Source organism: Pseudoduganella sp. jia 9, from assembly GCF_055502615.1.
Genome location: NZ_JBUPWE010000019.1, coordinates 16,682 through 40,695, shown reverse-complemented (window position 1 = coordinate 40,695; position 24,014 = coordinate 16,682). Strand labels below are relative to the sequence as shown.

The 24,014-nt window shown below is 68.2% G+C and carries 21 protein-coding genes; 10 read left to right on the top strand and 11 right to left on the bottom strand.

Translation table 11 applies throughout. The features are described 5' to 3' along the window. The 6 genes from ACY34H_RS23780 to ACY34H_RS23755 form a co-directional block, all read right to left on the bottom strand. A complete protein-coding gene (locus ACY34H_RS23780) occupies window positions 1-1,206 on the bottom strand; it encodes a type II secretion system F family protein (RefSeq protein ID WP_464979943.1) in 1,206 nt (401 codons plus the stop codon). A 1-nt stretch (window position 1,207) separates the two neighbouring features. Further along, window positions 1,208-2,902, bottom strand: coding sequence for a GspE/PulE family protein (locus ACY34H_RS23775; protein WP_464979942.1), 1,695 nt, complete (start codon window positions 2,900-2,902; stop codon window positions 1,208-1,210). Window positions 2,903-2,906: 4 nt separating this feature from the next. Then, the gene (locus ACY34H_RS23770) at window positions 2,907-4,736 is read right to left on the bottom strand and encodes a tetratricopeptide repeat protein (RefSeq protein ID WP_464979941.1); all 1,830 of its coding nucleotides are present in this window, start codon (window positions 4,734-4,736) and stop codon (window positions 2,907-2,909) included. Beyond that, entirely contained in the window at window positions 4,733-6,703 is a 1,971-nt protein-coding gene (mshL, locus tag ACY34H_RS23765; protein ID WP_464979940.1) for a pilus (MSHA type) biogenesis protein MshL, read from the bottom strand. Before mshL (ACY34H_RS23765) ends, ACY34H_RS23770 begins: the two co-directional genes overlap by 4 nt. A 78-nt stretch (window positions 6,704-6,781) precedes the next feature. Then, a complete protein-coding gene (locus ACY34H_RS23760) occupies window positions 6,782-7,687 on the bottom strand; it encodes an ExeA family protein (protein WP_464979939.1) in 906 nt (301 codons plus the stop codon). Further along, complete coding sequence (locus tag ACY34H_RS23755) at window positions 7,684-8,418, bottom strand: ABC transporter ATP-binding protein (RefSeq protein ID WP_464979938.1); 735 nt, start codon at window positions 8,416-8,418, stop codon at window positions 7,684-7,686. The genes ACY34H_RS23760 and ACY34H_RS23755 overlap by 4 nt, the downstream gene beginning before the upstream one ends. A gap of 134 nt (window positions 8,419-8,552) precedes the next feature. On the opposite strand from ACY34H_RS23755, the gene ACY34H_RS23750 reads away from it, so the two are divergent. From ACY34H_RS23750 to ACY34H_RS23740, 3 genes are all read left to right on the top strand, one after another. Next, window positions 8,553-10,256 carry a GspE/PulE family protein gene (locus ACY34H_RS23750; RefSeq protein ID WP_464979937.1) on the top strand — a complete coding sequence of 568 codons (1,704 nt, stop codon included), beginning with the start codon at window positions 8,553-8,555 and terminating at the stop codon, window positions 10,254-10,256. Beyond that, on the top strand, window positions 10,256-11,491 hold the full coding sequence (locus tag ACY34H_RS23745) for a type II secretion system F family protein (protein ID WP_464979936.1): 1,236 nt from the start codon (window positions 10,256-10,258) through the stop codon (window positions 11,489-11,491). The genes ACY34H_RS23750 and ACY34H_RS23745 overlap by 1 nt, the downstream gene beginning before the upstream one ends. 214 nt (window positions 11,492-11,705) lie before the next feature. After that, the gene (locus ACY34H_RS23740) at window positions 11,706-12,215 is read left to right on the top strand and encodes a type II secretion system protein (RefSeq protein WP_464979935.1); all 510 of its coding nucleotides are present in this window, start codon (window positions 11,706-11,708) and stop codon (window positions 12,213-12,215) included. Window positions 12,216-12,236: 21 nt separating this feature from the next. Here the strand turns inward: ACY34H_RS23740 and ACY34H_RS23735 are convergent, their stop codons facing one another. From ACY34H_RS23735 to ACY34H_RS23715, 5 genes are read right to left on the bottom strand one after another with little or no spacing between them, the layout of a single operon-like run. Further along, the gene (locus tag ACY34H_RS23735) at window positions 12,237-12,770 is read right to left on the bottom strand and encodes an MSHA biogenesis protein MshP (protein WP_464979934.1); all 534 of its coding nucleotides are present in this window, start codon (window positions 12,768-12,770) and stop codon (window positions 12,237-12,239) included. Then, window positions 12,767-13,627: a type II secretion system protein gene (locus ACY34H_RS23730; protein ID WP_464979933.1), complete on the bottom strand. Its 861-nt coding sequence runs from the start codon at window positions 13,625-13,627 to the stop codon at window positions 12,767-12,769. The genes ACY34H_RS23735 and ACY34H_RS23730 overlap by 4 nt, the downstream gene beginning before the upstream one ends. Continuing rightward, window positions 13,624-14,124: a prepilin-type N-terminal cleavage/methylation domain-containing protein gene (locus ACY34H_RS23725; RefSeq protein WP_464979932.1), complete on the bottom strand. Its 501-nt coding sequence runs from the start codon at window positions 14,122-14,124 to the stop codon at window positions 13,624-13,626. The genes ACY34H_RS23730 and ACY34H_RS23725 overlap by 4 nt, the downstream gene beginning before the upstream one ends. After that, complete coding sequence (locus ACY34H_RS23720; RefSeq protein WP_464979931.1) at window positions 14,114-14,587, bottom strand: pilus assembly FimT family protein; 474 nt, start codon at window positions 14,585-14,587, stop codon at window positions 14,114-14,116. Before ACY34H_RS23720 ends, ACY34H_RS23725 begins: the two co-directional genes overlap by 11 nt. Further along, window positions 14,584-17,118, bottom strand: coding sequence for a DUF6701 domain-containing protein (locus tag ACY34H_RS23715; protein ID WP_464979930.1), 2,535 nt, complete (start codon window positions 17,116-17,118; stop codon window positions 14,584-14,586). The genes ACY34H_RS23720 and ACY34H_RS23715 overlap by 4 nt, the downstream gene beginning before the upstream one ends. Before the next feature lie 185 nt (window positions 17,119-17,303). Between ACY34H_RS23715 and pilM the strand changes: the two genes are divergently transcribed. The 7 genes from pilM (at window position 17,304) to ACY34H_RS23680 (ending at window position 23,937) form a co-directional block, all read left to right on the top strand. Continuing rightward, complete coding sequence (gene pilM / locus ACY34H_RS23710) at window positions 17,304-18,245, top strand: type IV pilus biogenesis protein PilM (RefSeq protein ID WP_464979929.1); 942 nt, start codon at window positions 17,304-17,306, stop codon at window positions 18,243-18,245. Next, window positions 18,242-18,931, top strand: coding sequence for a PilN domain-containing protein (locus ACY34H_RS23705; protein ID WP_464979928.1), 690 nt, complete (start codon window positions 18,242-18,244; stop codon window positions 18,929-18,931). The genes pilM and ACY34H_RS23705 overlap by 4 nt, the downstream gene beginning before the upstream one ends. Beyond that, window positions 18,928-19,632 (top strand): hypothetical protein, encoded by a 705-nt coding sequence (locus ACY34H_RS23700; protein ID WP_464979927.1) that lies wholly within the window; start codon window positions 18,928-18,930, stop codon window positions 19,630-19,632. The genes ACY34H_RS23705 and ACY34H_RS23700 overlap by 4 nt, the downstream gene beginning before the upstream one ends. Further along, entirely contained in the window at window positions 19,629-19,985 is a 357-nt protein-coding gene (locus ACY34H_RS23695; RefSeq protein WP_464979926.1) for an MSHA biogenesis protein MshK, read from the top strand. The genes ACY34H_RS23700 and ACY34H_RS23695 overlap by 4 nt, the downstream gene beginning before the upstream one ends. Window positions 19,986-19,993: 8 nt before the next feature. Continuing rightward, window positions 19,994-21,793: a pilus (MSHA type) biogenesis protein MshL gene (gene mshL, locus ACY34H_RS23690; RefSeq protein WP_464979925.1), complete on the top strand. Its 1,800-nt coding sequence runs from the start codon at window positions 19,994-19,996 to the stop codon at window positions 21,791-21,793. A gap of 2 nt (window positions 21,794-21,795) precedes the next feature. Continuing rightward, window positions 21,796-22,692 carry an ExeA family protein gene (locus ACY34H_RS23685; RefSeq protein WP_464979924.1) on the top strand — a complete coding sequence of 299 codons (897 nt, stop codon included), beginning with the start codon at window positions 21,796-21,798 and terminating at the stop codon, window positions 22,690-22,692. 123 nt (window positions 22,693-22,815) lie between these two features. Continuing rightward, the gene (locus tag ACY34H_RS23680; protein WP_464979923.1) at window positions 22,816-23,937 is read left to right on the top strand and encodes a tetratricopeptide repeat protein; all 1,122 of its coding nucleotides are present in this window, start codon (window positions 22,816-22,818) and stop codon (window positions 23,935-23,937) included. Window positions 23,938-24,014: the final 77 nt, after the last annotated feature.

The following is a 24,014-nucleotide window of genomic DNA, read 5'->3' as shown; positions in this document are numbered from 1 at the left end:
TCAGATCCTGATCGCGCTGATCGTGTCGTAGATCGGGCCGAGCACCGACAGCATGATCCAGCCCAGCAGCAGGCCCAGCACCACCGTCATCGCCGGTTCGATCATCGACTGCACCCGTTCGATCTGTTCACGCACTTCGCGATTGTAGAAGTATGCGACGTTGCGCAGCGCGCCGTCGAGCGCGCCGGTGGCTTCGCCGACTTTCAGCATGCGCACCACCAGCGGCGGGAACAGGCCGGTATGGCCGAAGGCGCCGCTGACGCTGTGGCCTTCCGAGATCAGCTGGGCCACCCGGCGCAGCGCCGCCGCCACGGCACGGTTGCCGGCGATGCCTTCGGACAGCCGGATGCATTCGAGGATCGTGATGCCCGAACCGTACATCATCGCAAAGAACGTGGCGAAGCGCGCCAGGATGATCTTGTGCAGCACCGGCCCGACCGGCCAGACGCGCAGCTTGGCGCGGTCGAACGCGTACGCCGCGCGCTCGTTGCGGCGCAGCCACCAGCGCGCGCCGAACCATGCCGCCGCCGGCGCGGCCAGCAGCAGGAACCAGTAGTCGATGAACACGTTCGACACGGCGATCAGCGCGCGCGTGTGCAGCGGCAGCTCCTGGCCCATGTTGCGGATGAAGCTCGTCAGCTGCGGCACCAGGTAGATCATCAGGAAGAACGTCACCGCGGTGACCACCACGAACACGATCGCGGGGTAGGTAACGATCTTCTTCGCCTGCGCCGCCAGCTCGTCCTGCCATTTCAGGCTGTCGGCCAGGTTGCGGAACACCTCGTTGACCTTGCCGCTTTCCTCGCCGGCGCGCACCAGGCTGGTGAAGGTCTGGTCGAACGCTTCCGGGTAGTTGCCCAGCGCGCTCGACAGCGGCACGCCGCCCTCGATGTTCTCGATCAGGTCGGTGATGATTTCGCGAAAGCGTGGATGATCCATCGATTCGCGCAGGTCGTTCAGCGCATCGAGGATCGGCACGCCGGCGCTGGCCATCTGCTCCATGTGGAAGCAGAAGTTGATCAGGTCGCGCCGGTCGATGCGGCGCCGGCCCAGCGCGATGACTTTCTGGCGCGACTGCCGGTAGTCGATCAGGTCCAGCTCCATCCTCGACAGGCGCAGTTCCAGGTCCGGCACGTTCAGCGCATCCATATTGCCGGGCACGATCTGGCCGGCGGCATCCATGGCACGGTAGATGTACTGCGGCATGTCAGCCCAGCCTGTCGGTGAGGTCTACCACGCGCGAGATCTCGTCGATCGTGGTGGCACCCTGCAGTACGCGGCGCATGCCGTCGTCGACCAGCGAGCGGAAGCCGGCGGCGTGCGCGGCGGCGCGCAGCTCGCGCACGGCGGCGCGGCGCGCCACCAGTTCGTCGAGCTCGGCGTTCATCTTCAGCAGTTCCATGATCGCCACGCGGCCCTTGTAGCCCTGGTGGGCGCAGCGTTCGCAGCCGACGGCGCGGTAGATGGTTGCCGGCGGCGCTTCCTCGGCGAGTCCCAGCAGGCGCCGTTCCAGCGCGTCGGCTTCGAAGCCTTCGCGGCAGTGGATGCACAGCCGCCGCACCAGGCGCTGCGCGATGATACCGATGATGTTCCCGGCCAGCACGTCGGCGATGACGCCGATGTCCAGCAGCCTGGGAATCGCGCCCACCGCGGAGTTGGTGTGCAGCGTGGAATACACCTGGTGGCCCGTCATCGCCGCGGCGAGCGCCATGTCGGCCGTTTCCTTGTCGCGGATCTCGCCGACCAGGATCACGTCCGGGTCCTGCCGCAGGATCGAGCGGATGCCGTCGGCAAAGCCCAGCTTGGCCGATTCGTTCACCGAGGTCTGGCGGATCATGTTCATCGGGTACTCGACCGGGTCTTCCAGCGTCATGATGTTGACGGCTTCGGTATTGATGTGGTTCAGGATCGAGTACAGCGTGGTGGTCTTGCCGCTGCCGGTCGGGCCGGTGACGAGGATCAGGCCGTCGGGCCGGGCGATCATCAGCTTCAGCAGGTCCAGTTCGTGCTCGGCCAGGCCGAGGCCATCGAGCGGCACGATGCCTTTCTGGCGGTCCAGCACGCGCAGCACGAAGTTTTCGCCATGCGTGGTCGGCTGGGCGCTGGCGCGGAAATCGATCTGCCGGCCGGAAAACTTGATCGCGATGCGGCCATCCTGCGGCGCGCGGGTTTCGGCGATGTTCATGTTGCTGATCACCTTCAGCCGCACGGCCATGGCCGGCCAGTACGATTTGTGCAGGCTGCGGATCTGGCGCAGGATGCCGTCGATCCGGTAGCGGATGCGCAGGAAGCTCTGTTCCGGCTCGAAGTGCACGTCCGATGCGCCGTTCTGCACCGCGTCGGCCAGCAGCGCATCGATCAGCCGCACCATCGGGTGGCTGTATTCGTCCGAGGTGCCCAGGTAGCTCGAATCGCCCGTCTCGATCTCCTGCAGGATGCCGTCGATCGACAGTTCGAAGCCATAGTACTGGTCGATGGCGCGGGCGATGTCGGAATCGTTGACCAGCAGCGGCGTGATCGTGATGCCCTTGACCAGCATCGCGTGGATCTGGTCGAGCGCCACGATGTTGCTGGTGTTGGACATGGCCAGCACCAGGTTGTCGCGGTCGCGCTCATAGACGATGGGAAACACGCTGTAGCGCTTCGCCACGTCCTTGGGGATCAGCTTGAGCGCGATCGCGTCGACCACCAGGCTGTTCAGGTCGGCCGACTGCGTGTTGAGGTTTTCCGACAGCGCCTCGCGGATCGTGGCTTCGGTGACGAAGCCCATGCCGACCAGCAGCTTGCCGAGCGGTTCGCGTTCGCGCTTCTGCTCGATCAGCGCGATGCGCAGCTGGTCCTCGCTGATCACGCCCTTGTCGATCAGCAGCTTGCCGATCGGTTGTTTGACCCGTTCCCCCATTGCGCTAATTTCCCGCGGCCGGCGCGGGCGCGGGCTGGGGCGCCTGGATGGTGGTCGGGGCGGTGGCCGGGGCGGGCGCGCCAGCGGCCGGCGCCACGGCGGGAACCAGTTCCAGCAGGCGGCGCTGTACCGCCGTTCGGTCGAAGGCCGCGGCGCCGCCGGCGGCCAGCGCCAGCGCGCGCTGGTAATACTCGCGCGCCAGGCGGGTCTGGTTCAGCCGGTCGAGGCCGACAGCCAGGTTGAACGCATAGTCGGCATTGCCGGGTGCCGCGGACCAGGCATGGAAATATGCCTGCTGCGCTTCCTGCCAGCGGCGCTGGCGGGCATACAGGTTGCCGAGCGCAAAGTGGATGGGGGCAGCATCCGGGTTGTCGCGCAGGACGCCCTTGAGGCGTACTTCGGCCCGGTCGCCGTCGCCCGGCCTCAGTGCGGCAAGGCCGGCAATGGCCTCGGTGTCGCGCGGATCGATCGCCAGCAGCCGGGCGTACAGGCGGGCGGCTTCGTCGTCGCGCCGTTCGCGCGCGGCGATGGCTGCGCTGCCGAGCAGCGCATCGCGGTTGTTCGGATCGTTGCGCAGGGCGGTGCCGTAGTGCCGGCCCGCGGCCGCCAGGTCGCCGGCGTTGAACGCGGCATAGCCGGCCTGTACGGACGGGCTGATCATGGGGCTGGATGTGCCGCGCGTCACCTGTACATCGCCGCGGGGGGCGGCATCGGTGGCGGCTGGGGCCGGGGCCGGGGCCGGCAGGCCGTTGTCCGGCACGGCAGGCGCCTCGGCGCTGGACGGCTCCATCCTCTGCGCGCGCTCGGCCCGTTCGATCGCGTCCCGCATCGCTTCACGGCGCACCTCGGGATCCTCGATCGCCGCCAGCTGGGCAGCGGTGGGCGCGACCGGTGCGGCGGCGCCGCCAGCGCGGGGCGCCGGGCGCGCCGCCACCGGTGTTTCGGCGGCCGGCGCAGGAGGTGGCGGGGCGGTCGTGGCAGGTGGCGCGGCCGCCGGCGGCTGCGCGGTGGCGGTGTCGCTCGCCGGCGCGGCCGGGCCGAGCGGGCCGAACGGCGCGCCGGACGGCGCAACGACGATGCCGCCATCGCCGCCGGCGCTGGTGGCGCCGGTGGCGCTGGGTGGCGGCATCGGCACCATCGGCAGGCTGGCACCGGGGCCGGGGCCATTGACGGCCTGCCAGTACAGGTAGCCGCACGTGCCGGCAACGATCACGAGCACGCCGGCCAGCCCTGCGACACGCAGCCGGGACAGGTCGACGCCGGACGTGGCTTCCTCCCGCGCCGGCGCGGTGCGCGGCATGGCGCGCCGCTCGGGCGCACCGGGGCCGCGCCGGGTGCTGGCGTCGGCCCCCGCGGGGCGCGCCGCGGCGCGCGCATCGGCAACCGGGATATCGCCGGACCCGGCGCGCCGCGCGGCACCTTCATGGCGCGCCTGCGGAGGCACCGGGTTGTGCGTTGCCTCGATGGCCGGTTCGATCGCCGGCCGCGGGGGCGGCGCAGGCGCAGGCGCCGGCGCCGGCGGGAACGGCGGCGATTCGCCACGCGCCGGGGGCGCATCGAGCGGCTCCAGGCTCAGTTCGAGCCCGCCGGAGGTGCCCGGCGCGCGCCCGGCCGGCGCAAGCGGAGCATGCGGCGCATCCGCCGCATCCGCCGCATCCGGCGCGTCCGGCGCATCCGGCGTCTCCGGCAGGTGCGCGCCGGGTCCCGCGTCATCGCCAGGCTGCCGGGAAGGAACGTGGCCGTCCTCGACTGTCTCGTCCGGCATGTCCTCTTCCTGGAGGCCGCTTTGCCGGGCCCGTTCGGCCTTCTTCAACGCTTGCATCAGCAGGCTCATGGCGACACCGTCGGCTCGGTTGGGCCCGCGGTGGGGCCATAAGGTGTCTGGCCCAGTGGTTCCTTGCCGGGCAACAGGTAGCGCAGTTCCCTGTAGTCGCCGTCCATGCTGGCGTCGTGCACCACGACGGCGCGCAGGAAGATCACCAGTTCGGTCTTCGAGACGTTCTCGTCGCGATAGGACAGCAGGTTGCCGAGCAGGGGCACGCGCGACAGCAGCGGCAGGCCATCCCGCGAATTGTCCACCGAGTCCTGCATCAGCCCGCCCATCACCGCGGTCTGGCCGCTGTGCAGCTTCATCACCGACTCCAGTTCACGGGCCTGTATCACCGGCACCGTGCTCTTCACGTTCAGCCGGCGCAGTTCCGGGTTCGGGTCTTCCACTTCGCCGACCACGCGCGTGATGGTGGGCCGCACGTTCAGCGTCACTTCGCCGTCGCCGGAAATCTGCGGCGTCACGCTCATCACGAAGCCGACCGGCACCGTTTCCACGCGCGATTCATAGGTGGCCGGGGCCGCCACGCCGCCCGAGGAATTGGTGACGGCCGGGGTGACTTTCAGCGTGAAGAAGATGCTGTTGTCGACGACTTTCAGCAGCGCGGTCTGGTTGTTCAGCACGGAGAGCTTGGGGCTGGAGAGCACATGCACCTTGCCATACGATTCGAGCAGCTGGATCGCTGTCTTGATATTGCCGATGGCGCTCATCGGATTGAAGTAGGTCAGGCGGAACATGCCGCCGCTGTTGGGGTTCTCCCCGGTCAGGGGGCCGATGGCGAGGTCCGGATTGCCCTGGCCGAACGTGGCGCCGCCGCTGGCAATGCGCTGCCAGTTGATGCCCTGCTGGTACTGGTCGGACAGGCGCACCTCGAGGATCGTGGCCTCGATCATCACCTGCCGCTTGGCGGCGGCCTGCAGCGTATCGAGGAATTCGCGCACCTTGTCATGCTGGCGGCCGGTGGCGCGCACGGTGACGATGCCGCCTTCCGGATTGACGATCACATTCGGGGCATTGCGCTGCGCCGCGCGGCCCTGCGCGGTGCTGGCCTGCACGCCGGGATAACTGGCGTCCGCCGGCTGCGTGGCGCCGGCGGCCGGCGTGAACGCGGGCTGGTAGGCGCCAGGTTGCGCCGTGCCGTACTGGCCAGCCTGGCCCATGTTCTGCTGGCCCTGGGGCTGGCCGGGCTGGCCGGGCTGGCCGGTCTGCTGGCCCGGCTGCTGTACCGCCCCCTGGCCGGTCTGCTGGCCCTGCATGGAGGTCTGCTCGCGCAGCTGCGCCAGCGGGTCCGCCAGCGGATCGTTCAGGTTGGTCGGCCGCAGCATGTCGCGGATGTTCTTCTCGAGGTTGTACCAGAAGTTGTTGTCGGCCCGGTTCGCCACGGAAGTGGTCGAATTGTTGCTGCCCTGCTGGAGCGAAGTGCCGGCGCCGGCGATCGTGCCGGTGCCGCTGTTCGATCCGGTATAGCTGGTCCCGGCGCCGCCGCCGCCAGTGGTGGAGATCTGCGTGGCGATGCTGACGTTGCTGTTGGTCGTGCGGGCGATGTTGACGTAGTCGATGCGGTAGCTGCGCCAGTGCGCGTCGTCCGGCAGCACCAGCAGCGTGGCGCCGTCGATCTCGTAGCGCATGTCGACCTGCCGGGCGATCCGGTCCAGCAACTGCTGCAAGGTCTGGTCGAGCGCGTTCAGTGTGACCACGCCGGTGATTGCCGGGTGCACGTCGACGTTCATGCCCGCGTCGCGCGCCAGCGCGAACAGCACCGATTCGACCGGTGCGCGGTGCACAGTGACACTGAAGGTCTCGGCCCTGGCGGCCGCGCGCGGTGGCGGCAGCGCGCCGCTGCGCTGCACGGGCTCGGGAATCGTGCCGGCGGGGCGCGGTGCCTCGCTGACATGGGCCGGCGACACGGGCAGCCTGGGCGCGGCGCACGCGCCGAGCAGCGAACAAAACAGGGTGGCCGCGACTTTTTTCATTGTTCTGTTTGCCGGATGGAGGATTTCAGGGCCGATCATAATCTTATAAATCGAACGGATGTGCAAATGCTAGCGCGATCAGAGGGCTATCGCCGCGATCAGTGCAGCCAACGTCGCCATCATGAGGGCAGCCGCGACAATGCGGCGCGCGGGCCGGAACACTGCCGAACGCGCCTGTGCAAACCCGCATTCGCGCTCGGCCAGTCGCACGTGGCGGACCTGCACGGTGGCGGCATCGTCCGCATACGCGGCGAGCAGCGCCTTGTCCGCAAGGATGTTGATACGGCGAATGATACCGCGTGAGGCGCGCGCGATGCGCCGCGTTGAGTCCGCGGTAAACAGGGCGCCGTCGGGATGGCCTGCCGTGCGCAGGCGGAAAGCCAGGAATGTGCCCACCTGGCCTGGGGGCAGGGCAGGCACGAAGAAACTGTGCGTGATCCGCTCGGCCAGCTGGCGCATGCGCGGCAAGGCCAGGTGGGTGTCCAGCTCGGGCTGGCCGAACAGGACGATCTGCAGCAGCTTGTGGCGCGACGTTTCCAGGTTTGTCAGCAGGCGCACCGCTTCCAGCGATTCCAGCGGCATGGCCTGGGCTTCCTCGACCAGCAGCACCACCTGGCGGCCCGCGGCGTGGCGCGCGATCAGTTCGTCGTTCAGCTGCCGCAGTACCTGGTCGCCGCGCCCGCCCGAGGCATCGAGCCCCAGTTCGGCGGCGATCGCGTACGGTACTTCGCCTGGCGCCAGGTTCGGGTTGACCAGCCACAGCACGTCGACATGCGGCGGCAGGCGGCGTTCCAGCATGCGGCACAGCATGGTCTTGCCGCTGCCGACCTCGCCGGTGACCTTGATGATGCCTTCGCCATGCGCCACCGCATACAGCAGCGCCGCCAGCATGTCGCCGCGCGTATTGCCACCGAAAAAGAACGCCGGGTCCGGGGTGATCGAGAACGGCGCCTGGCGCAGGCCGAAGTGCGTAAAGTACATCATGCAACCGCGTCCAGGAAGGCAGCTTCGAGATCGGCGGCGCCGAACCGGGCGATACACGCCGCCGGCGTGCCGTCGAAGCGGATGTGGCCGCCATGCAGGATGGCGATGCGGTCGCACAGTTCGGCGATGTCGGCCAGCGCATGCGAGGTGAGCAGCACGGCGGCGCCGGCCGCGCGCCTGGCCAGCACGGCACGCTTGAACAGGGCGCGTGCCTGCGGGTCGAGGCCGCTGGCCGGCTCGTCCAGCACGTACAGGCGCTTGTCGAGCAGCAGCGTGCCGGCCAGGCCCAGTTTCTGGGTCATGCCTTTCGAATAGTGGCGCGCGGTGCGGCGCAGCGCGGCGCCATCGAGTTCCAGTGCCGCCAGCATGGCCGCGGTGGCCGCCGGATCGGGGCGCTGGCCGTGCAGGGCCTGCACGTGCGCGAGGAATTCGCCGCCGGTGAGATGCGCGGGCGGACTGAAGCGCTCGGGCAGGTAGGCCAGCGGCTGCCGCGCGGCCGGCCGGGTATGGGGCACGCCGAAGATCGCGATGGCGCCGCCGTCGAGCGCGCAAAAATCCAGCAGGCAGCGCAGCAGCGTGGTCTTGCCCGCGCCGTTGATGCCGGCCAGGCCGAGGATTTCGCCGGGAGCCAGTTCCAGGTCGACGCCGGCCAGCACGGCCTGGCCACTTTGGTGCCTGGCGACGTGCCGGAAGCACAAGGCGGTTTCGGACATGCGATGGGATTGTGACATTGACGATTCGCCACTGTAGCAAAGAACCGACGCCGTCCGCCAGTGGCACGGCAGGGTTTCTAGCTTGTGGGCAATAATTCGATCTACAATGCACCGTTAAGCTTGATCAATCTCAAGGTGAGGGACGCGCGTATATGGCAAGGCCGGAAAAAGTAAGGCTCGGGGAAATTCTGGTACAGCAGAAACTGCTGTCCGAGGAGCAGCTCGGCCTGGCGCTGGCGGAGCAGAAGCGCAGCGGCCGCAAGCTGGGCCGCGTCTTCATCGACAGCGGGTATGTAACGGAAGAACAGATCGCCGGCGCGCTGGCGCGCCAGCTGAACATTCCGTACATTAACCTCAAGTTCTATAACATCAACCCGGACCTGGTGCGCCTGCTGCCCGAAACGCAGGCGCGGCGCTTCCGCGCGCTGGTGCTGGAACAGCGCGATGCCGGCATGCTGGTGGGCATCTCCGACCCGACCGACCTGTTCGCGTATGACGAGATCGCCCGCATCGTCAAGCAGAACGTCGAACTGGCGGTGGTCAACGAGACCGAGGTGCTGGCCGCGATCGACCGCATCTACCGCCGCACCGAGGACATCACCGACCTGGCGCGCGAGCTGGAAGAGGAGATGGGCGACGTCTCCGTCGACTTCGGCGCGCTGGCCGCCAACCCGGGCCTGGAAGAAGCGCCGGTGGTGAAGCTGCTGCAGTCGGTGTTCGACGATGCCGCCCAGGTGCGCGCGTCGGACATCCACATCGAGCCGCAGGAAAACCGCCTGCATATCCGCTTCCGCATCGACGGCGTGCTGCACCTGCAGACGCAGGCCGACATCAAGATCGCGCCGGCGCTGGCGCTGCGCCTGAAGCTGATGTCCGACCTCGACATTTCCGAGAAGCGGCTGCCGCAGGACGGCCGCTTCGCCGTGCGCGTGAAGAACACCCGGATCGACGTGCGTATCTCGACCATGCCCACGCAGTACGGCGAATCGATCGTCATGCGTCTGCTGTCGCAGGGCAGCACCAACCTGCGGCTCGACGCGATCGGCATGCCGCGCCCGCTGATGGAGAAATTCCGCGCCATCGTGCAGCGCCCGAACGGCCTGGTGCTGGTGACCGGGCCGACCGGCTCCGGCAAGACCACCACGCTGTACAGCGCGCTGGCCGAGCTGAATTCCGTCGAGAAGAAGCTGATCACGGTGGAAGACCCGGTCGAGTACCGGCTGCCCGGCATCAACCAGGTGCAGGTCAACGAAAAGATCGAGCTGGACTTTGCCCGCGTGCTGCGCTCGGCGCTGCGGCAGGACCCGGACGTGGTGCTGGTGGGCGAGATGCGCGATCAGGAAACCGCCCAGATCGGCCTGCGCGCCGCGATGACGGGCCACCTGGTGCTGTCCACGCTGCACACCAACGATGCCGCCAGCACGCCGCTGCGCCTGATGGACATGGGCGTGCCGCGCTACATGGTGGCCAGTTCGCTGCAGGCGGTGCTGGCGCAGCGGCTGGTGCGCGTCATCTGTGAAAGCTGCACGGAACCGTACACGCCGACGCCGTCGGAGCGCGAATGGCTGAGCCTGGAACTGAACGACAAGGTCGACATGGCGCGCTATTTCCACGGCAAGGGTTGCTCGCACTGCAACGGCATGGGCTACCGGGGCCGGACCGGGGTGTACGAGCTGCTGGAAATGACGACGGCCGTCGTCGATGCCGCCAACGATCCGGACCCGGGGCATTTCCTGAAGGTGGCGGCCAGGGAAATGGCCGGCCAGACGCTGCGCCGGCATGGCGTGCAGCTCGTGGTGCAGGGCCGCACGACCATCGCCGAAGCGATGCGGATCAGTAACCAGCAAGAGGATTGATGCCTTATTTCGCGTACAGGGCGCGCGACAAGCGCGGCGAGCTGCTGCAGGGGGTGCTGGAGGCCGCCGATCCGGCGGCCGTGGCGGAACAGCTGATGGGCTCGGGCGCCACGCCGGTCGAGATCGCACCCACCCGCGCGCCGGCCAAGGCCGCCGCGGGCGGCGAAAGCCTGTGGCAGCGGCTGACGCGGCCGAAGGTCACCGACATGGATGTGCAGCTGTTCAGCCGCCAGCTGTATACGCTGCTGAAGTCGGGCGTGCCGATCATGCGCGGCCTGGCCGGGCTGCAGGAGTCGGCCGTGAACCGCTCGTTCGCCCAGGTCATCCGCGACCTGCGCGAATCGCTCGACGCGGGCCGCGAACTGTCGGCGGCGATGCGCCGCCATCCCGCCGTCTTCAACAATTTTTACCTGTCGATGGTGCGCGTGGGGGAAATGACGGGCCGGCTCGATGCCGTGTTCCTGCGCCTGTTCGATCACCTCGAGTTCGACCGCGACATGCGCCAGCGCGTCAAGACCGCGCTGCGCTACCCGACCTTCGTGGTCGCCGCCATCGTGGTGGCGATGGCCGTGGTCAACCTGTTCGTGATCCCTTCCTTTGCTCGGGTATTCGCCAGCTTGAACGCCGAACTGCCGCTGATGACGCGCATCCTGCTCGGCACGTCGAATTTCTCGGTGGCCCACTGGCCGGCGATGGCCGGCGCGGCCGTGCTGGCCGTGCTGGGCTTCCGTTCATGGCTGAAGACGGCAAAGGGCCGTTTCGACTGGGACCGGCTCAAGCTGCGCATGCCGGTCGCCGGCAAGATCATCCTGAAGGCGACGATGGCCCGCTTCGCGCGCGGCTTTGCGCTGTCGGCGCGCAGCGGCGTGCCGATCGTGCAAACCCTGGCCGTGGTGTCGCAGACCGCCGACAACGCCTACTTGGCATTCCGCATCGAGCAGATGCGCGACGGCGTCGAGCGGGGCGAAAGCATCCTGCGCACGGCGACGGCCGCCAACGTGTTTACGCCGGTGGTGCTGCAGATGATCGCCGTGGGCGAGGAGACCGGCGCGCTGGACGACCTGATGGACGAAATCGCCCAGATGTACGAGCGCGAGGTGGACTATGAACTGAAGACGCTGTCCGCCCAGATCGAACCGATCCTTATCGTATTCCTCGGCTTGATGGTGCTGGTGCTGGCGCTGGGCATCTTCCTGCCGATCTGGGATCTCGGCCAGGCGTCGATGCGGCGGTGACAGGCTGTACTGCCATTGTCGCAAGGGTCTTATTGTCGCGTTGCAAAACGGCGAAAAACTCTCGTTCAGGACAAAATTCTTTGTGCCGTGTGGAAAGTTTTTGAGATTTCACAGTAAAATGTACTTGCTTGTGGGATACAAGCCGCCGGGCAGCGAACTGCCTGCCATCACATCAATCGCACCGTCGATCCGGTGCAGTACGGAGAGAGAATTAATGAACCAGCAGACCTACGCCCGGATTTCCCAACAACGCCAGGGCGGTTTCACGCTGATCGAACTGATCGTCGTGATCGTGATCCTCGGCATTCTCGCGGCGACGGCGCTGCCGAAGTTCGTGAACATGGGTGCGGATGCGCGGGTCGCGGCGCTGGGCGGTGCACGCGGTGCGCTGGTGGCGGCCACGTCGATGGCACGCGGCCAGTACCTGCTGAAACCGACGAGCTCGTACACGTTCGAGAACGTGACGGTCGACTATGTGTCGGGCTATCCCGCTGCCAGCGCCAAATTCCTCGAAGCTGCCGGCGTAAACAGTGATTTCGACGTTATCGTTGGCGTCAACGCCGACACCACGAAGGGCCCGGTGACCACGGACAAGGACATCGCCGTCATGCCGAAGAGCGTTGCCGGAACGGCCAAGGCCAGTACCTGCTTCATCAAGTACACGCAGGCAACCGACACCACCGCACCGGTCGTGACGGCAGTACCGGCAGTCGCCGGCTGCTAATCCAATCTGGCGGGCGCCTGCTCACTCGCAGGCGCTCTTGTTAAGGTCCGCCACGGCGCAAGCCGTCGCGGACCTTTTTCTTTCCACGTACTCCGGTGTCGCCACCGCCGCGGCATTGCCCGGGCAGGCGGCGGCGTTGCAGGCCGTCGCCTCGATCCGGTACAGGTTCTTCACGACCGCCTGTCCTGTTGCCGCGTCCACTTCGCTGAAGGCCGTTTGCGCGCAGGTCACCGAGGCGCGGAAGCCTGCGACAGTGATCACGCCGTGCAAGCAGGTGTCGCTGACCAGCGCCCGGTACAGCCCCCACTCGATACCCGCGCGCGCGGCCTGGTCGGCACGCGCCGATTGCAGGTCCATCGTGCTGGTGGCCTGCTGGGTGGTGCTGATGCGCATGACGGCCAGCGCCAGCCCGCCCAGTGCGACGAGGACGAGCACCGCGGCGATATAGCCGAAGCCCTGCTGCCTGCGCCGTGGCGTGATTCTCGGAATAATGCCTGGCGTGATGCCTGGCGTGATGCCTGGCGTGATGCGTGGCTGATTGCGTGGTCTGGTCATGGCAGGTTGTCGGCGTAGGCGCCGTAGAGCAGGTCGACGTCGTCGCCGCGGTCCGACAGGCGCAGGCGCATCTGCATGTAGCCGGCGGCCTGCTGGGAACCGGGATTCGGATCGTAGGTGAATTCGCACAGGGCGACCCGGCTGGCCAGCACGGCGGTATCCGCCGCCGGCGCCTTGCAGGCCGACGGCGCCGCGGCGTCGAAGCCGTAGCCGGAGAAGCGGTACAGCGTGCCCGTGCCGGTGCCGTTCGCATCGACCCCGGCATTGGCGCAGGAATAAAACACCGCTTTCTGGGCATCGGGCACCACCACGAACCTGCCGCCTTCATAGCCCGGCGGGAACTGCTTGGTGGCGATGCCGATCCGCCATGCGCCGAGCGCGTATGGCGAGGACGATGCCGGCGCCGCCGCGACCGAGGCGATCCTGGCGGCACTGGCCAGCGTATACAGATCTTCCGGCACCTGGTTGCCGACCACCAGCCAGTCGCCCACCGCCGGCGCGGCCGGCAGGATGGAAATGACGTCGAGTTCCGTGGCCGGCTGGTAGGTATCGAGCGGCCTGCTGGTGCCGCCGGCGGCGCTGTCGGCGCCGATGCGCAGCCGGCCGCCGGCCGACGTCGGCACCACTTCGAAGCACTGGGCATTCGGCTGGCGGATCGAATTGGGGACGGCCGAGCGCACGTCGCGCATCATCGTGCGCATCGCGCCGTCCGCCAGGTCGGTCAGCGTGGCACGGCGCGTGGCCATCGCGTAATTCTCGAGGGCGGGCCGGAAGAACACGACGAGGCCGGCCGCCAGCACGCCGGTGACCACCATCACCACGATCAGTTCGACCAGCGTGAATCCGCGCTGTTTCATTGCTGCTGCTTTCCGAAGTTGGTGCGCCAGCCCACCAGGCTGACCGTGTCCGATCCGCGTGTCACTGCGACCGTGATCTTCAGCCGGTCGGCGGCCGCCACGTCGGTCAGCTCGGCGGCATCGGCTACCGTGACCTGCACGTTCATGCCTGGCAGGATGGTCGTGCCGTTGACGTCGCAGATGCCCGTCGTCGCATAGCCGTGGTAGTCGCGCACGTCGTTGAAGGTCGTGCGCGCGCAGCCGGCGGATGGCGCGGGGGCCGCGACGGCGAAGGGCATGCGGCGGATCTCTTCCATCATGCCTTCGGCAACCGCCATCATCTGCTTCTGCAGCACCGGGTCGCTGCTGCTGCGCACTGCCGACGTGAAGGCAATCATCACGCCGCCGACGCCGATGCCGACGATCATGATGGCGACGATCAGTTCGATCAGGGTCATGCCCCGGGCGCGCTGGTTCAATATGCTTTTCACCATATTGTTCGACATCTTATTCGACATGGCCGGTCAGCCCGTCGATCCGCACCGCCGCCTCGCTGGTGATGGTGATGTTCCCGGCAACGGTGCCGCCGGCGTTGACGACCGTGCCGTCGGGCCGGAAATACAGCGTGCCCAGCAGGCCGCCCGCGGTCACGCCGGCATCGCGGCTGGCGTATGGAGTGCCGTCCGGGCTGGGCAGGTCGGTATCGCAGGACAGGGCCGGGGTGCCGGGCGCCGGCGGGTTGGTGCTGGCGATGCGCAGCGTGACCGCGCTGGCCGAGACCGTGGCGCAGACGATGCGGCGATGGCTGACGGCGGCCTTCTGCGCGTAGCGCAGCGCGCTGACGACATCGGCACGGAACACCGTGCTGGAAACGCCGCCGCCGCTCATCAGCCGCGGCACCGCCACGGCCGCCAGCACGCCGAGCAGGATCATCACGGTGACCAGTTCGACCAGCGTGAAGCCGTGCGCGCGGGCGTTCAATTGTAGACCTCGCGGACATGGACGATGGCACGGCTTTCCGGCCTGGCGCCGCCGAACACCACCGGTGCCCACGGATCGGCCTGGTTGCTGCAATCGCCATACCGGCTGCGCAGCCAGTAGTGGCGGCCGGGAGCGCTGGCCGGGTGCACCGCCAGGCACGATGCATCGGCCGCGCCGGCCCCCAGGTTGAGCGCGACGTTCAGCACGGCCTTGCCGGTGGCTGGCCGGCTGACTGTCAGGTAGCCGCTGCCGCTGGCGAGCTTGGCCGCACCGATGCCTGCGCCGTCGAGCTTTGCGCCGTCTTGCGACACGCCCGCGGAACCCGCCGGGAAGGCGGTAAAACTGTCGTCGCCGTTCTTGACCCACGATGTGCCGCTCCAGTACTGCGCGGTGACCGGCATCTGGGCGGTGGTTGCCAGCGCGCCCGCGGTGGCGCGCGAGAGCAGCAGCCGGCCGCTGCGGATAATGACGCTGCCGGCGGTGCCCGCCCTGTCCGTGTCGAGTTCGCCGATGCCTTTGGCAGCCAGCGCAACGACACGCGGCGCGGTCTCCAGCGTTGGCAAGCTGTATTCGGGCGCCGGCCTGGCAACGCCGCCGCTGAACTGGCTGGTACTGCGGGTGTGGTTCGCCAGCGTGCCGGCCGGGGTGCTGGCAGAGGTGGCGACCAGCGTCACCGTGCCATCGGTGCCACCGGTGTCCAGTTCTTTGCCGAAATTGGTGGTGGGCCCGCCGTTGTACTCGCGTGCGGTGATCGTCACGTCGCCGATCGGCTGGGACGAATACCACCATGGCAGCTTCGTCATGGCATTCCCTGGAACAGATACTTTGCGTGCTTCGGGGGCTGTTATTGCGACATCGTAATGGTCCGGAATCGAGTACAGCACTTCGGCGGCCGTGGCGCTGGCCGGCACCTGCGCGGAGCCCAGGTAGCCGTCCGAGGTCAGCCTTGCCGTCAGGCTGGCGATGCCGGTTTCGGTCCAGGACGGCGTGGCGCTGGCAACGCCGGCGGCGACACTGGTGCTGGCGCCATTGCGGGTTTCGCCCGCCACGCCGCCATCGGACGTGGCGGGCCGGGACAGCACGATCGCGATGCTGACCGTCTCGGGCGTCGTCTCCTTGCCGAAGTTCGGGGTCGCCACGCCGCTGCTGTTCTGTGCCGCCACGTTCACCGTGAACGCCGTGCCGGCCCGAACCGGCGATGCCAGTGCCGGTGTTTTCGTGAAGGCCAGCCGGTAGGGCGCGACGATGAAGGTATCCGTGCCGGTGATCGACGTGGCCGGATCGGTTGCCGTGAGGCCAAGCGCGCCCGCGTCGGCATAGGTCAGCGTGCCCGACGCGCTGCCGGATGAATCGAACGTCAGTGTTGGCGATGTGGTGGTGCCGCTGGCGCATGCCAGGCTGGTTGCCGCGCCGCCCTTGGCGCCGATGGCCAGCGCCTTCGTGCCGGTCGTCGGGTTGCTGTACGAGCAGGCGAAGCGGATGGCGCGCGCGCCCTGGAAGGCCGGCGTGCAGACATTGGCCTTGTCGCTCTTCCTGACCGCCCTGACGGTGAAGTCGGTGGCAACCCCGGATTTGTGGTCGGGGACAGACAGCAGCAGCGCGCTGTCCGCAAAGGCCAGCGAGCAGCTGGCCGAGCTGCCGTTCCAGCAGGTATGGATGGGGGAAGAGGATGCCGTGAAACCGCTGGCGGCCAGCGTGACCGTGGCGGGCGTGGTGACGGCCAGCGACGCGGTGGCCGAGGAGGATCCCGATGGAATCGAGAAGGCCGCGGAAACGCCGCCACCGCTGACCGTGCCGCTGACGCCGGCGGTATAGGCGGTGCAGCTGCTGCCGCTGTCGGCGCCGGCACAGGCATGCACGGTAATGAGCGCCGGTGTGCAGGTGGCGGCGCTGCCGGTATGCACCAGGCGCACGTGGTGCAGTGCGCTGGCGGCCGGCGGCGGCGCCGCACCGGTGCATTTCGGCGGATAGTTCCCGTATGGCGCCGTGCACTTGCCATAAACGACCGAGTTACCCTCGATCGTGATCTCGCTGCCGGCCGTCACGTCGCCATACACGATCGTGTCGCTGCGTATCGCCATCTGGGCGCCGACGCGGATATTGGCCGTGATGGTGACGTCCTTGCTTGTCGCAAAGGTGCCGCCGACATCGAGGTACGCGGCCTTGATGTCCATCGGCGCATTGGTATTGAAGTTGCCGTCGATCTGGAAATAAAAGGGATTCGACGCGCTCGGCACCCTGACGAACAACGGGGCGTTGGCACTGAACGTGCCGACGATGCGCAGGGTGATCGGCGCCGTGATATTGAGGATGCTCTCCTTGTCGATCGTCGGGTTGCCCTGGCAGGTGTAGACGGAGCCCGACGACGTGCATGGATACTGCAGGTTGCTGAACAGCTTGTTGAGGTCCGCCGGGATGTTGTAACTCCTGGCCTGGGGGTTGGGGGTCGGTGTCGCGGCAAGCGCGGACAGGGCGCACCAGCTTGCAAGAAAGGCCAACAGCCAGGAACGGTAACGGTGCAGTAGATACATGCCGAATCAAAGCATGCACGATCCAAATATGTCAAGACGGTGCCGTACGGAAATTTACGTGTGCGTCCAGTATGAGACACGCAGGGTGGAATTTCGCCTGCGGAATGGCGAATTTCCCCTATAGAGGCTAAGATGGCCGGTCATTCACAACGAATAGCCCAGCTGGTGCAGCCAGGCTCGCAGGAATGGGATTTTTCTCCAGGGTACGAAAAGTGGACGGCTTGCTGGCCGTGGCGTTGTCGGGCGACGGCATCCAGGCTGTATCGGTGCGCACGCCTGCGCAGGGCAAGCCCGCGGTTCTCGCGAAGTTCGCTGCCGCGCTGCCGGCGGAACGCCCGGCCGTCCTGGAAAAGCTGGGCAAGGAACTCGGTGCCGCGCGCTATCGCTGCGCGACGCTGCTCGGGCCGGGCGAGTACCAGCTGCTGTCGGTCGAAGCGCCCAACGTGCCGCAGGACGAGCGCCGGACCGCCGTGCGCTGGCGCCTCAAGGACCTGGTCGATTTTCCCGTCGACGAAGCGGCGATCGACATTCTCGATATCCCGGTCGAGCGCGCGGCGACCGCGCAGAGCCAGTCGCTGTTCGCGGTGGCCGCTCCCAACAGCCTGATCCGCGAACGCCAGCGCCTGTTCCAGCGCGCCGGCGTGCCGCTGGCGGTGATCGACATTCCCGAGATGGCGCAGCGTAACGTGTCTGCGCTGCTCGAGCCCGAAGGGCGCGGCCAGGCCCTGCTGTCATTCGACGCACAGGGCGGGCTGCTGACGATCAGCTACAAGGGCGAACTGTACCTGGCACGCCGCATCGACATCACGCTGGAGCAGTTGCGCGACGCGCCGGAAGAGCGCCGCACGGCGATCCACGACCGGATCACCCTCGAATTGCAGCGTTCACTCGATCACTTCGAGCGGCAGTTCAATTTCATCACGACGGCCCGGCTGACGCTGGCGCCGACCGGCGCGCCGGGCCTGTTCGAATGCCTTGCCGCCAACCTGTACATCCCCGTCGAACAGCTCGACCTGGCCGATCTGTTCGACCTGGGCGAGCTGGCCGATGCGCATGACACGGTGCAGCAGCAGCGGTGCTTCCTGGCGCTGGGCGCGGCATTGCGGGTGGACGAGGTGAATCGTTGAGCCAGCAGATCAACCTGTTCAATCCGGCGTTCCGGACGCAGAGAAAGCGCTTCACCGCGCAATCGATGGCTTCCCTGCTCGGCGCGGCGGCGGTCGGGATGGGTATCGCCATCGCCTACGCCAGCCAGGAGGCCCGGGAGCTCGAGCGCAGGGTCGCCGCCGGCAAGGCCATCCTGGCCACCCAGCAGGCAGCGCAGGCCGAAGCCATTGCGCGCCTCGTGCCGCGGCCGAAAGATCCCGGGCTCGATACCCAGCTGGCGCAGATGCAGGCCGAGATCGCGGCCTTGCGCGAGGCCGACAGTGTGCTGCGCGGCGGCCGTATCGGCAACCATGCAGGCTATGCCGGTTATTTCCGCGCCCTGGCGCAACAGTCCGTGCCGGGTGTCTGGCTGACGGGCCTGCGCATCGCCGGTGCCGGCCACGAGATCGAAGTACGGGGCCGTTCGCTGCAGGCCGCGGCCATTCCGGGCTATATCGCGCAGCTGCAGAACCGCCCGGCGTTCCACGGCAAGACATTTGCCGCGCTGACCATCGCGCCGCCGGCCGAAGCGGGCGTGCCGGCAGGCGTGGCAGCGCCAATGGTCGCACCGGCAACCCAGGCACCGGCCACGGCCGCACCCGCGGGGCCGGTGGCGGCGCCCTTCGTTGAATTCACCCTGCAGTCGCATGTGGAGGCAGCGCAATGAAGCAGCAATGGCGGAAACTGGCCGCGCGCATCAATGCGCTGGCACTGCGCGAGCGCGTGCTGGTGTGCGTGGCCGCGCTGGCCGTGCTGGCGTATGCGCTGTGGCTGGTGCTGGCACCGCTGCTGGCCCGGCAGGAGCGGCTGCGCGCCGAGCTGGCGGCGCAGCAGGCCGAGGCACTGGGCATGGAAGCCGAACTCGCGGCGAAGCAGCGCGCGTTCCAGGCCGACCCGAACGCGGCCGCGCTGGCGCAGCTGGCGGCGCTGCGTATCGAACGCGACAGGCTGCGCACCGACCTGCAGGCCATGCGCACCGGCCTGGTCGTGGCCGAACAGATGGTGCCGATGCTGCAACGCCTGGTGGCGGCCAACCGCAACCTGAAACTGGTGTCGCTGCGATCGCTGCCCGTTAGCGGGCTCAGCGAAGCGGCCGGCCCGACACCTGTGGCGGTGCCCGATGGTGCGGCCAATGCGCCCGGGACACCGGCTGGCGGCAAGCCGCGCGAAGTGCTTTACCGGCACGGCGTCGAACTCGTGCTGCAGGGCAGTTACCTGCACATGATCGACTACATGGAGGCCTTGCAGGCGTTGCCCACGCAACTGCTGTGGGGCCGCGCCGAGCTCGCCGCGCAGGCGTATCCCCGGGCCCAGCTGACACTGACGCTGTACACGCTGAGCCTCGACGACAGGTGGATGACGTTATGAAACTGCTGCCTTGCGCAATCCTTTGCGCAATCCTGTTCGCGGCCCTGCCGGCCGGCGCGCAGGCACTACAGGATCCGACGCGGCCGCCAGCCGCTTCGATGCTGCTGCCGGCCGATGCGGCGCAGTCCGTGGCGGCGCCGCGCGGGCCGACGCTGCAGTCGGTCCTGGTCGGCGCGGGCAGCGGCCGCGAAGTCGCCGTGATCGATGGCCGCATCGTGCGGCGCGGCGAACGCGTCGGCCGTGCCATACTGGCCGATATCCGCGGCGACCGGGTGATCCTGCGCGAAGGCAGCCGGACCACCGAACTGAAACTGTATCCGCAGGCCGGCAAGGCGCCGGCGAAGCATCCATGAGAACGACCATGCACAAGACCCTGAAGGCCGCGATCGTTGCGGGCACATTGATTTCCCTGGCCGCCTGCAGCGTGCCGCGGCGCGACACCTACGACGCGATCAATGCCGAACTCGCGGCGGTGCGCAAGCCGCAGGCCGCACCGCAGGCGGTGGCGGACGCGCTGCTGCCGCCGGCCGGCCAGCTTGCCGGGCAGATGCCGAAGGCGCGCACGGTGCTGGAGGAACGCTTCGACGTCGCCTTCAACAACGTGCCGGCGCAGCAGTTCTTCAATGCCGTGGCGACCGGCACCCGCTACAACATGCTGGTGTCGCCGGAAGTGAGCGGCACGATTTCCGCCAACCTGAAGGACGTGACGCTGTTCGAGGCGCTGGACGCGGTGCGCGAACTGTACGGCTACGACTACCGGGTGGACGGTACGCGGATCTATATCCGCCCGCTGACGATCCAGACGCGGATGTTCCAGGTGAACTACCTGACCGCGCAGCGGATGGGCATGTCGAACCTGCGGGTGTCGTCGACGTCGGTGGCGGACCAGGTCAACAACCAGGGCAACGGCGACAACGGCAACGGCAGCGGCAACAACAACAACGGCAGCCAGCCGCGCGGCAACGGCAGCAATGGCGGCCAGGGCAGCGATTCGCAGGACGGCAGCGGCGGCCGCCTGCGCGATTCCGCCAGCGTGACGACGCTGTCGCGCAACGATTTCTGGGGCGACCTGAAGCAGTCGCTGGAGGCGATCATCGGCAGCCGCGAAGGCGGACGCAACGTGATCATCACGCCGCAGTCGGGTGTCATTCTCGTGCGCGCGATGCCGGACGAATTGCGCAACATCGAACGCTACCTGAGTGCCACGCAACTGGCGGTGGAACGCCAGGTGATCCTCGAGGCAAAGATCCTCGAAGTCCAGCTCAACCGCAATTACCAGAGCGGCATCAACTGGGCCGCGTTTGCCCGCAACGGCAACAGCAAGCTGTCCGCCGGCGTGCTGCAGCCCGGCACGACGCTGGCGCCGCTGCCGGCCGGCAGCACACCAGGCGTGGCGCCGCCCCAGATCGGCAGCAGCGGCCCGGCCGCGATCGCCGCGCAGAGCGGCCACGCGATCGGTGCCGCCGCCGAGGCCGTAGGCTCCGTGTTCGGGCTGGCGTTCCAGACCAGTAATTTCGCCGCGCTGATTACCTTCCTCGAACAGCAGGGCACCGTGCACGTGCTGTCCAGCCCGCGCATTGCAACGATGAACAACCAGAAGGCCGTGCTGAAGGTCGGTACCGACGAGTTCTTCGTCACCGGCGTCAGCACCACGACGACCACCAACGCGGCCGGCGGCGGCACGGTCACGCCGAACGTCACGCTGCAGCCGTTCTTCAGCGGCGTGGTGCTCGACGTCACGCCGCAGATCGACGATGCCGGCAACATCACGCTGCACGTGCACCCGTCCGTGAGCCAGGTCTCGACCGTGACCAAGAGTATCAACCTGGGCAGCGCCGGCGCCCTGAACCTGCCGCTGGCGGCCTCGGTCACCTCGGAGATGGACAGCATGGTGCGCGGCCAGAACGGCCAGGTGGTCGCGATCGGCGGCCTGATGCGGCAGGCCACGACGTCGGACCGGTCCCAGGTGCCCGGCGCGGGCAGCATTCCCGTGCTGGGCGCATTGTTCCGCAACACGGCGGACGTGATCGACAAGCGCGAGCTGGTCGTGCTGATCAGGCCGACGATCGTCGATGCCGCCGGCGGCTGGAACGAAGACCTGCAGGACGCCGAACGCCGCATGAAGACGATCGCGCCGAACGACATGTTCCAGCGGCGCTGACCATGTACGAATCCCACTTCGGCCTGGCCGAGCTGCCGTTCTCGATCACGCCGGACACCAGCTTCTTCTTCGGCAGCCCCCATTCGCAGGAGGGCCTGAACACGCTGCTGGTGGCGGCGCGCAGCGGCGAGGGATTCATCAAGATCACCGGTGAAGTGGGCACCGGCAAGACGCTGTTGTGCCGCAAGTTCATGGCCACGCTGGGCGAGGGCTTCCAGACGGCCTATGTGCCGAATCCCTACCTGGAGCCGCGCGCGCTGATGATGGCGCTGGCGGACGAGCTGGAAATCGTGCTGCCGAGCGACGTGGACCAGCACCAGCTGGTGAAATCGCTGACCTTCCGGCTGCTCGAACTGGCCGCGCGCGGCAAGCACGTGGTGCTGTGCCTGGACGAGGCACAGGCCTTGCCGCTGGAAAGCCTGGAAGCGCTGCGGCTGCTGACCAACCTGGAAACGGAAAAGCGCAAGCTACTGCAGATCGTCCTGTTCGGCCAGCCGGAACTGAACGCGCACCTGGCCAGTCCGAAGATAAGGCAGCTGGCGCAGCGCATCACCTTTCACTACCATCTGGGCGCACTGCGGCGCGACGACCTGGACTATTACCTGGCGCACCGGCTGCGCGTGGCCGGCTTCACCGGCGCACGCCTGTTCAGCGCGGCGGCGGTGCAGCGCCTGTACCGCGCCACCGGCGGCATTCCGCGGCTGGTCAACATCGTGGCGCACAAGGCGCTGATGCTGGCCTATGGGGAGGGGCGCCATCTGGTGGAAAAACGGCATGTGGCCCTGGCCGCCGGCGACACGATCGGCGCGCGGCCCGCGCGCACGGTGCGCTGGGCATGGGTGGCCAGCGCGGCTGCGCTGGCCGCCGCCGGCGGCATTACCCTGGCGTTCACGCGATGATGGCGGCCGCATGGCGGATCGGTTGCGCCCGATCGCATCAGCCTGACCAACATGGGCCTGGCGAACAAGAGCCCGACCAACATAAGCCCGACCAACACGAGCCCGACCACATGAGCCTGACGGATGAGCTTAATTAACAAGATGCTGCAGGACCTCGATGCGCGCGGCGGCACGGCACGGCCGGCCTCCAGCGGCGACGTGCGTCCTGTCGCGGCGGAGCGCACGCAGCGCGCCGCGATCGCAACCGGCGCCGGCATCGGCGCGCTGGTCGTTGCGGCCGGCGTGGCCGGCTGGTACTGGCTGCAGCGGGAACCGGCCGCGCCGGCGCCCGCGCTTGCTGCCGTGCCGGCTGTCGCGGCAGCGGCGCCCGCCGCACCAGTCGTTACCCCGGCGCCCGCTGAGCCGCCGGCGTCCGCTGCGCCGCCGGCGCCAGCGGAGCCGGTTGCTGCCCTGGCGGCAGCGGTGCCGGAACCGGCCGCGCCCGCGGTGCCGCCGCACCCACAGCCAGCCGCGGTGGCGGAAGCATCGCCACCACCGCGTGCCGGCAATACCGGGATTGCCGGCGCGCCGCGGGCAGAACGCGAGGCGCGCCTGGCGCGCGCGGAGCGCGACCGCATCGCCGCCGCCGCATCGCCGGCGCCGCCCCGCGCCGGCACGCAGGGCGGGCAGGGCATCACGCTCACGTCCCGCCAGCAGGGCGAAAATGCCTACCGCCGCGCGCTGGGCGCGCTGCAGGACGGCCGCGTAACCGAAGGCCTGGCAGGGCTGGAACAGGCCGTGCTGCTATACCCGCGGCATGAAGCGGCACGCCAGACGCTGGTGGGCCTGCTGATCGAGAACGGTCGCGCCGACGAGGCGATGCGCCACGCGCAGCTGGGCCTCGGGCTGGATGCCAACCAGCCGCAACTGGCGATGGTGCTGGCGCGCCTGCAGCTGGAACGGGGCGGCGCGGCCGACGAGACGCTGCTGCGCACGCTGCCCCACGCGGCCGGCAACGCCGACTACCTCGGCTTCCTGGCTGCCGTGCTGCAAAAGCAGGGCCGGCACGGCCCGGCGGCGGAACAGTACCGGGCGGCGCTGCGCCTGCGCCCCGGCAACGGCGTGTGGTGGATGGGACTGGGCATCTCCTTGCAAGCCGACAACCTGCGCAGCGACGCGCGCGACGCCTTCCAGAAAGCAAAAGACGCCGGACTGGCGCCTGAATTGCAGGCATTCGTCGAACGCCGGCTGGGCCAGCTGAACTAGCCGGACTGGGCACCACACTGGAAGGTTGCCTCAAAAACGTGGACGCAAAAATGGGGACGGACCCTGTTTTTCAGGAA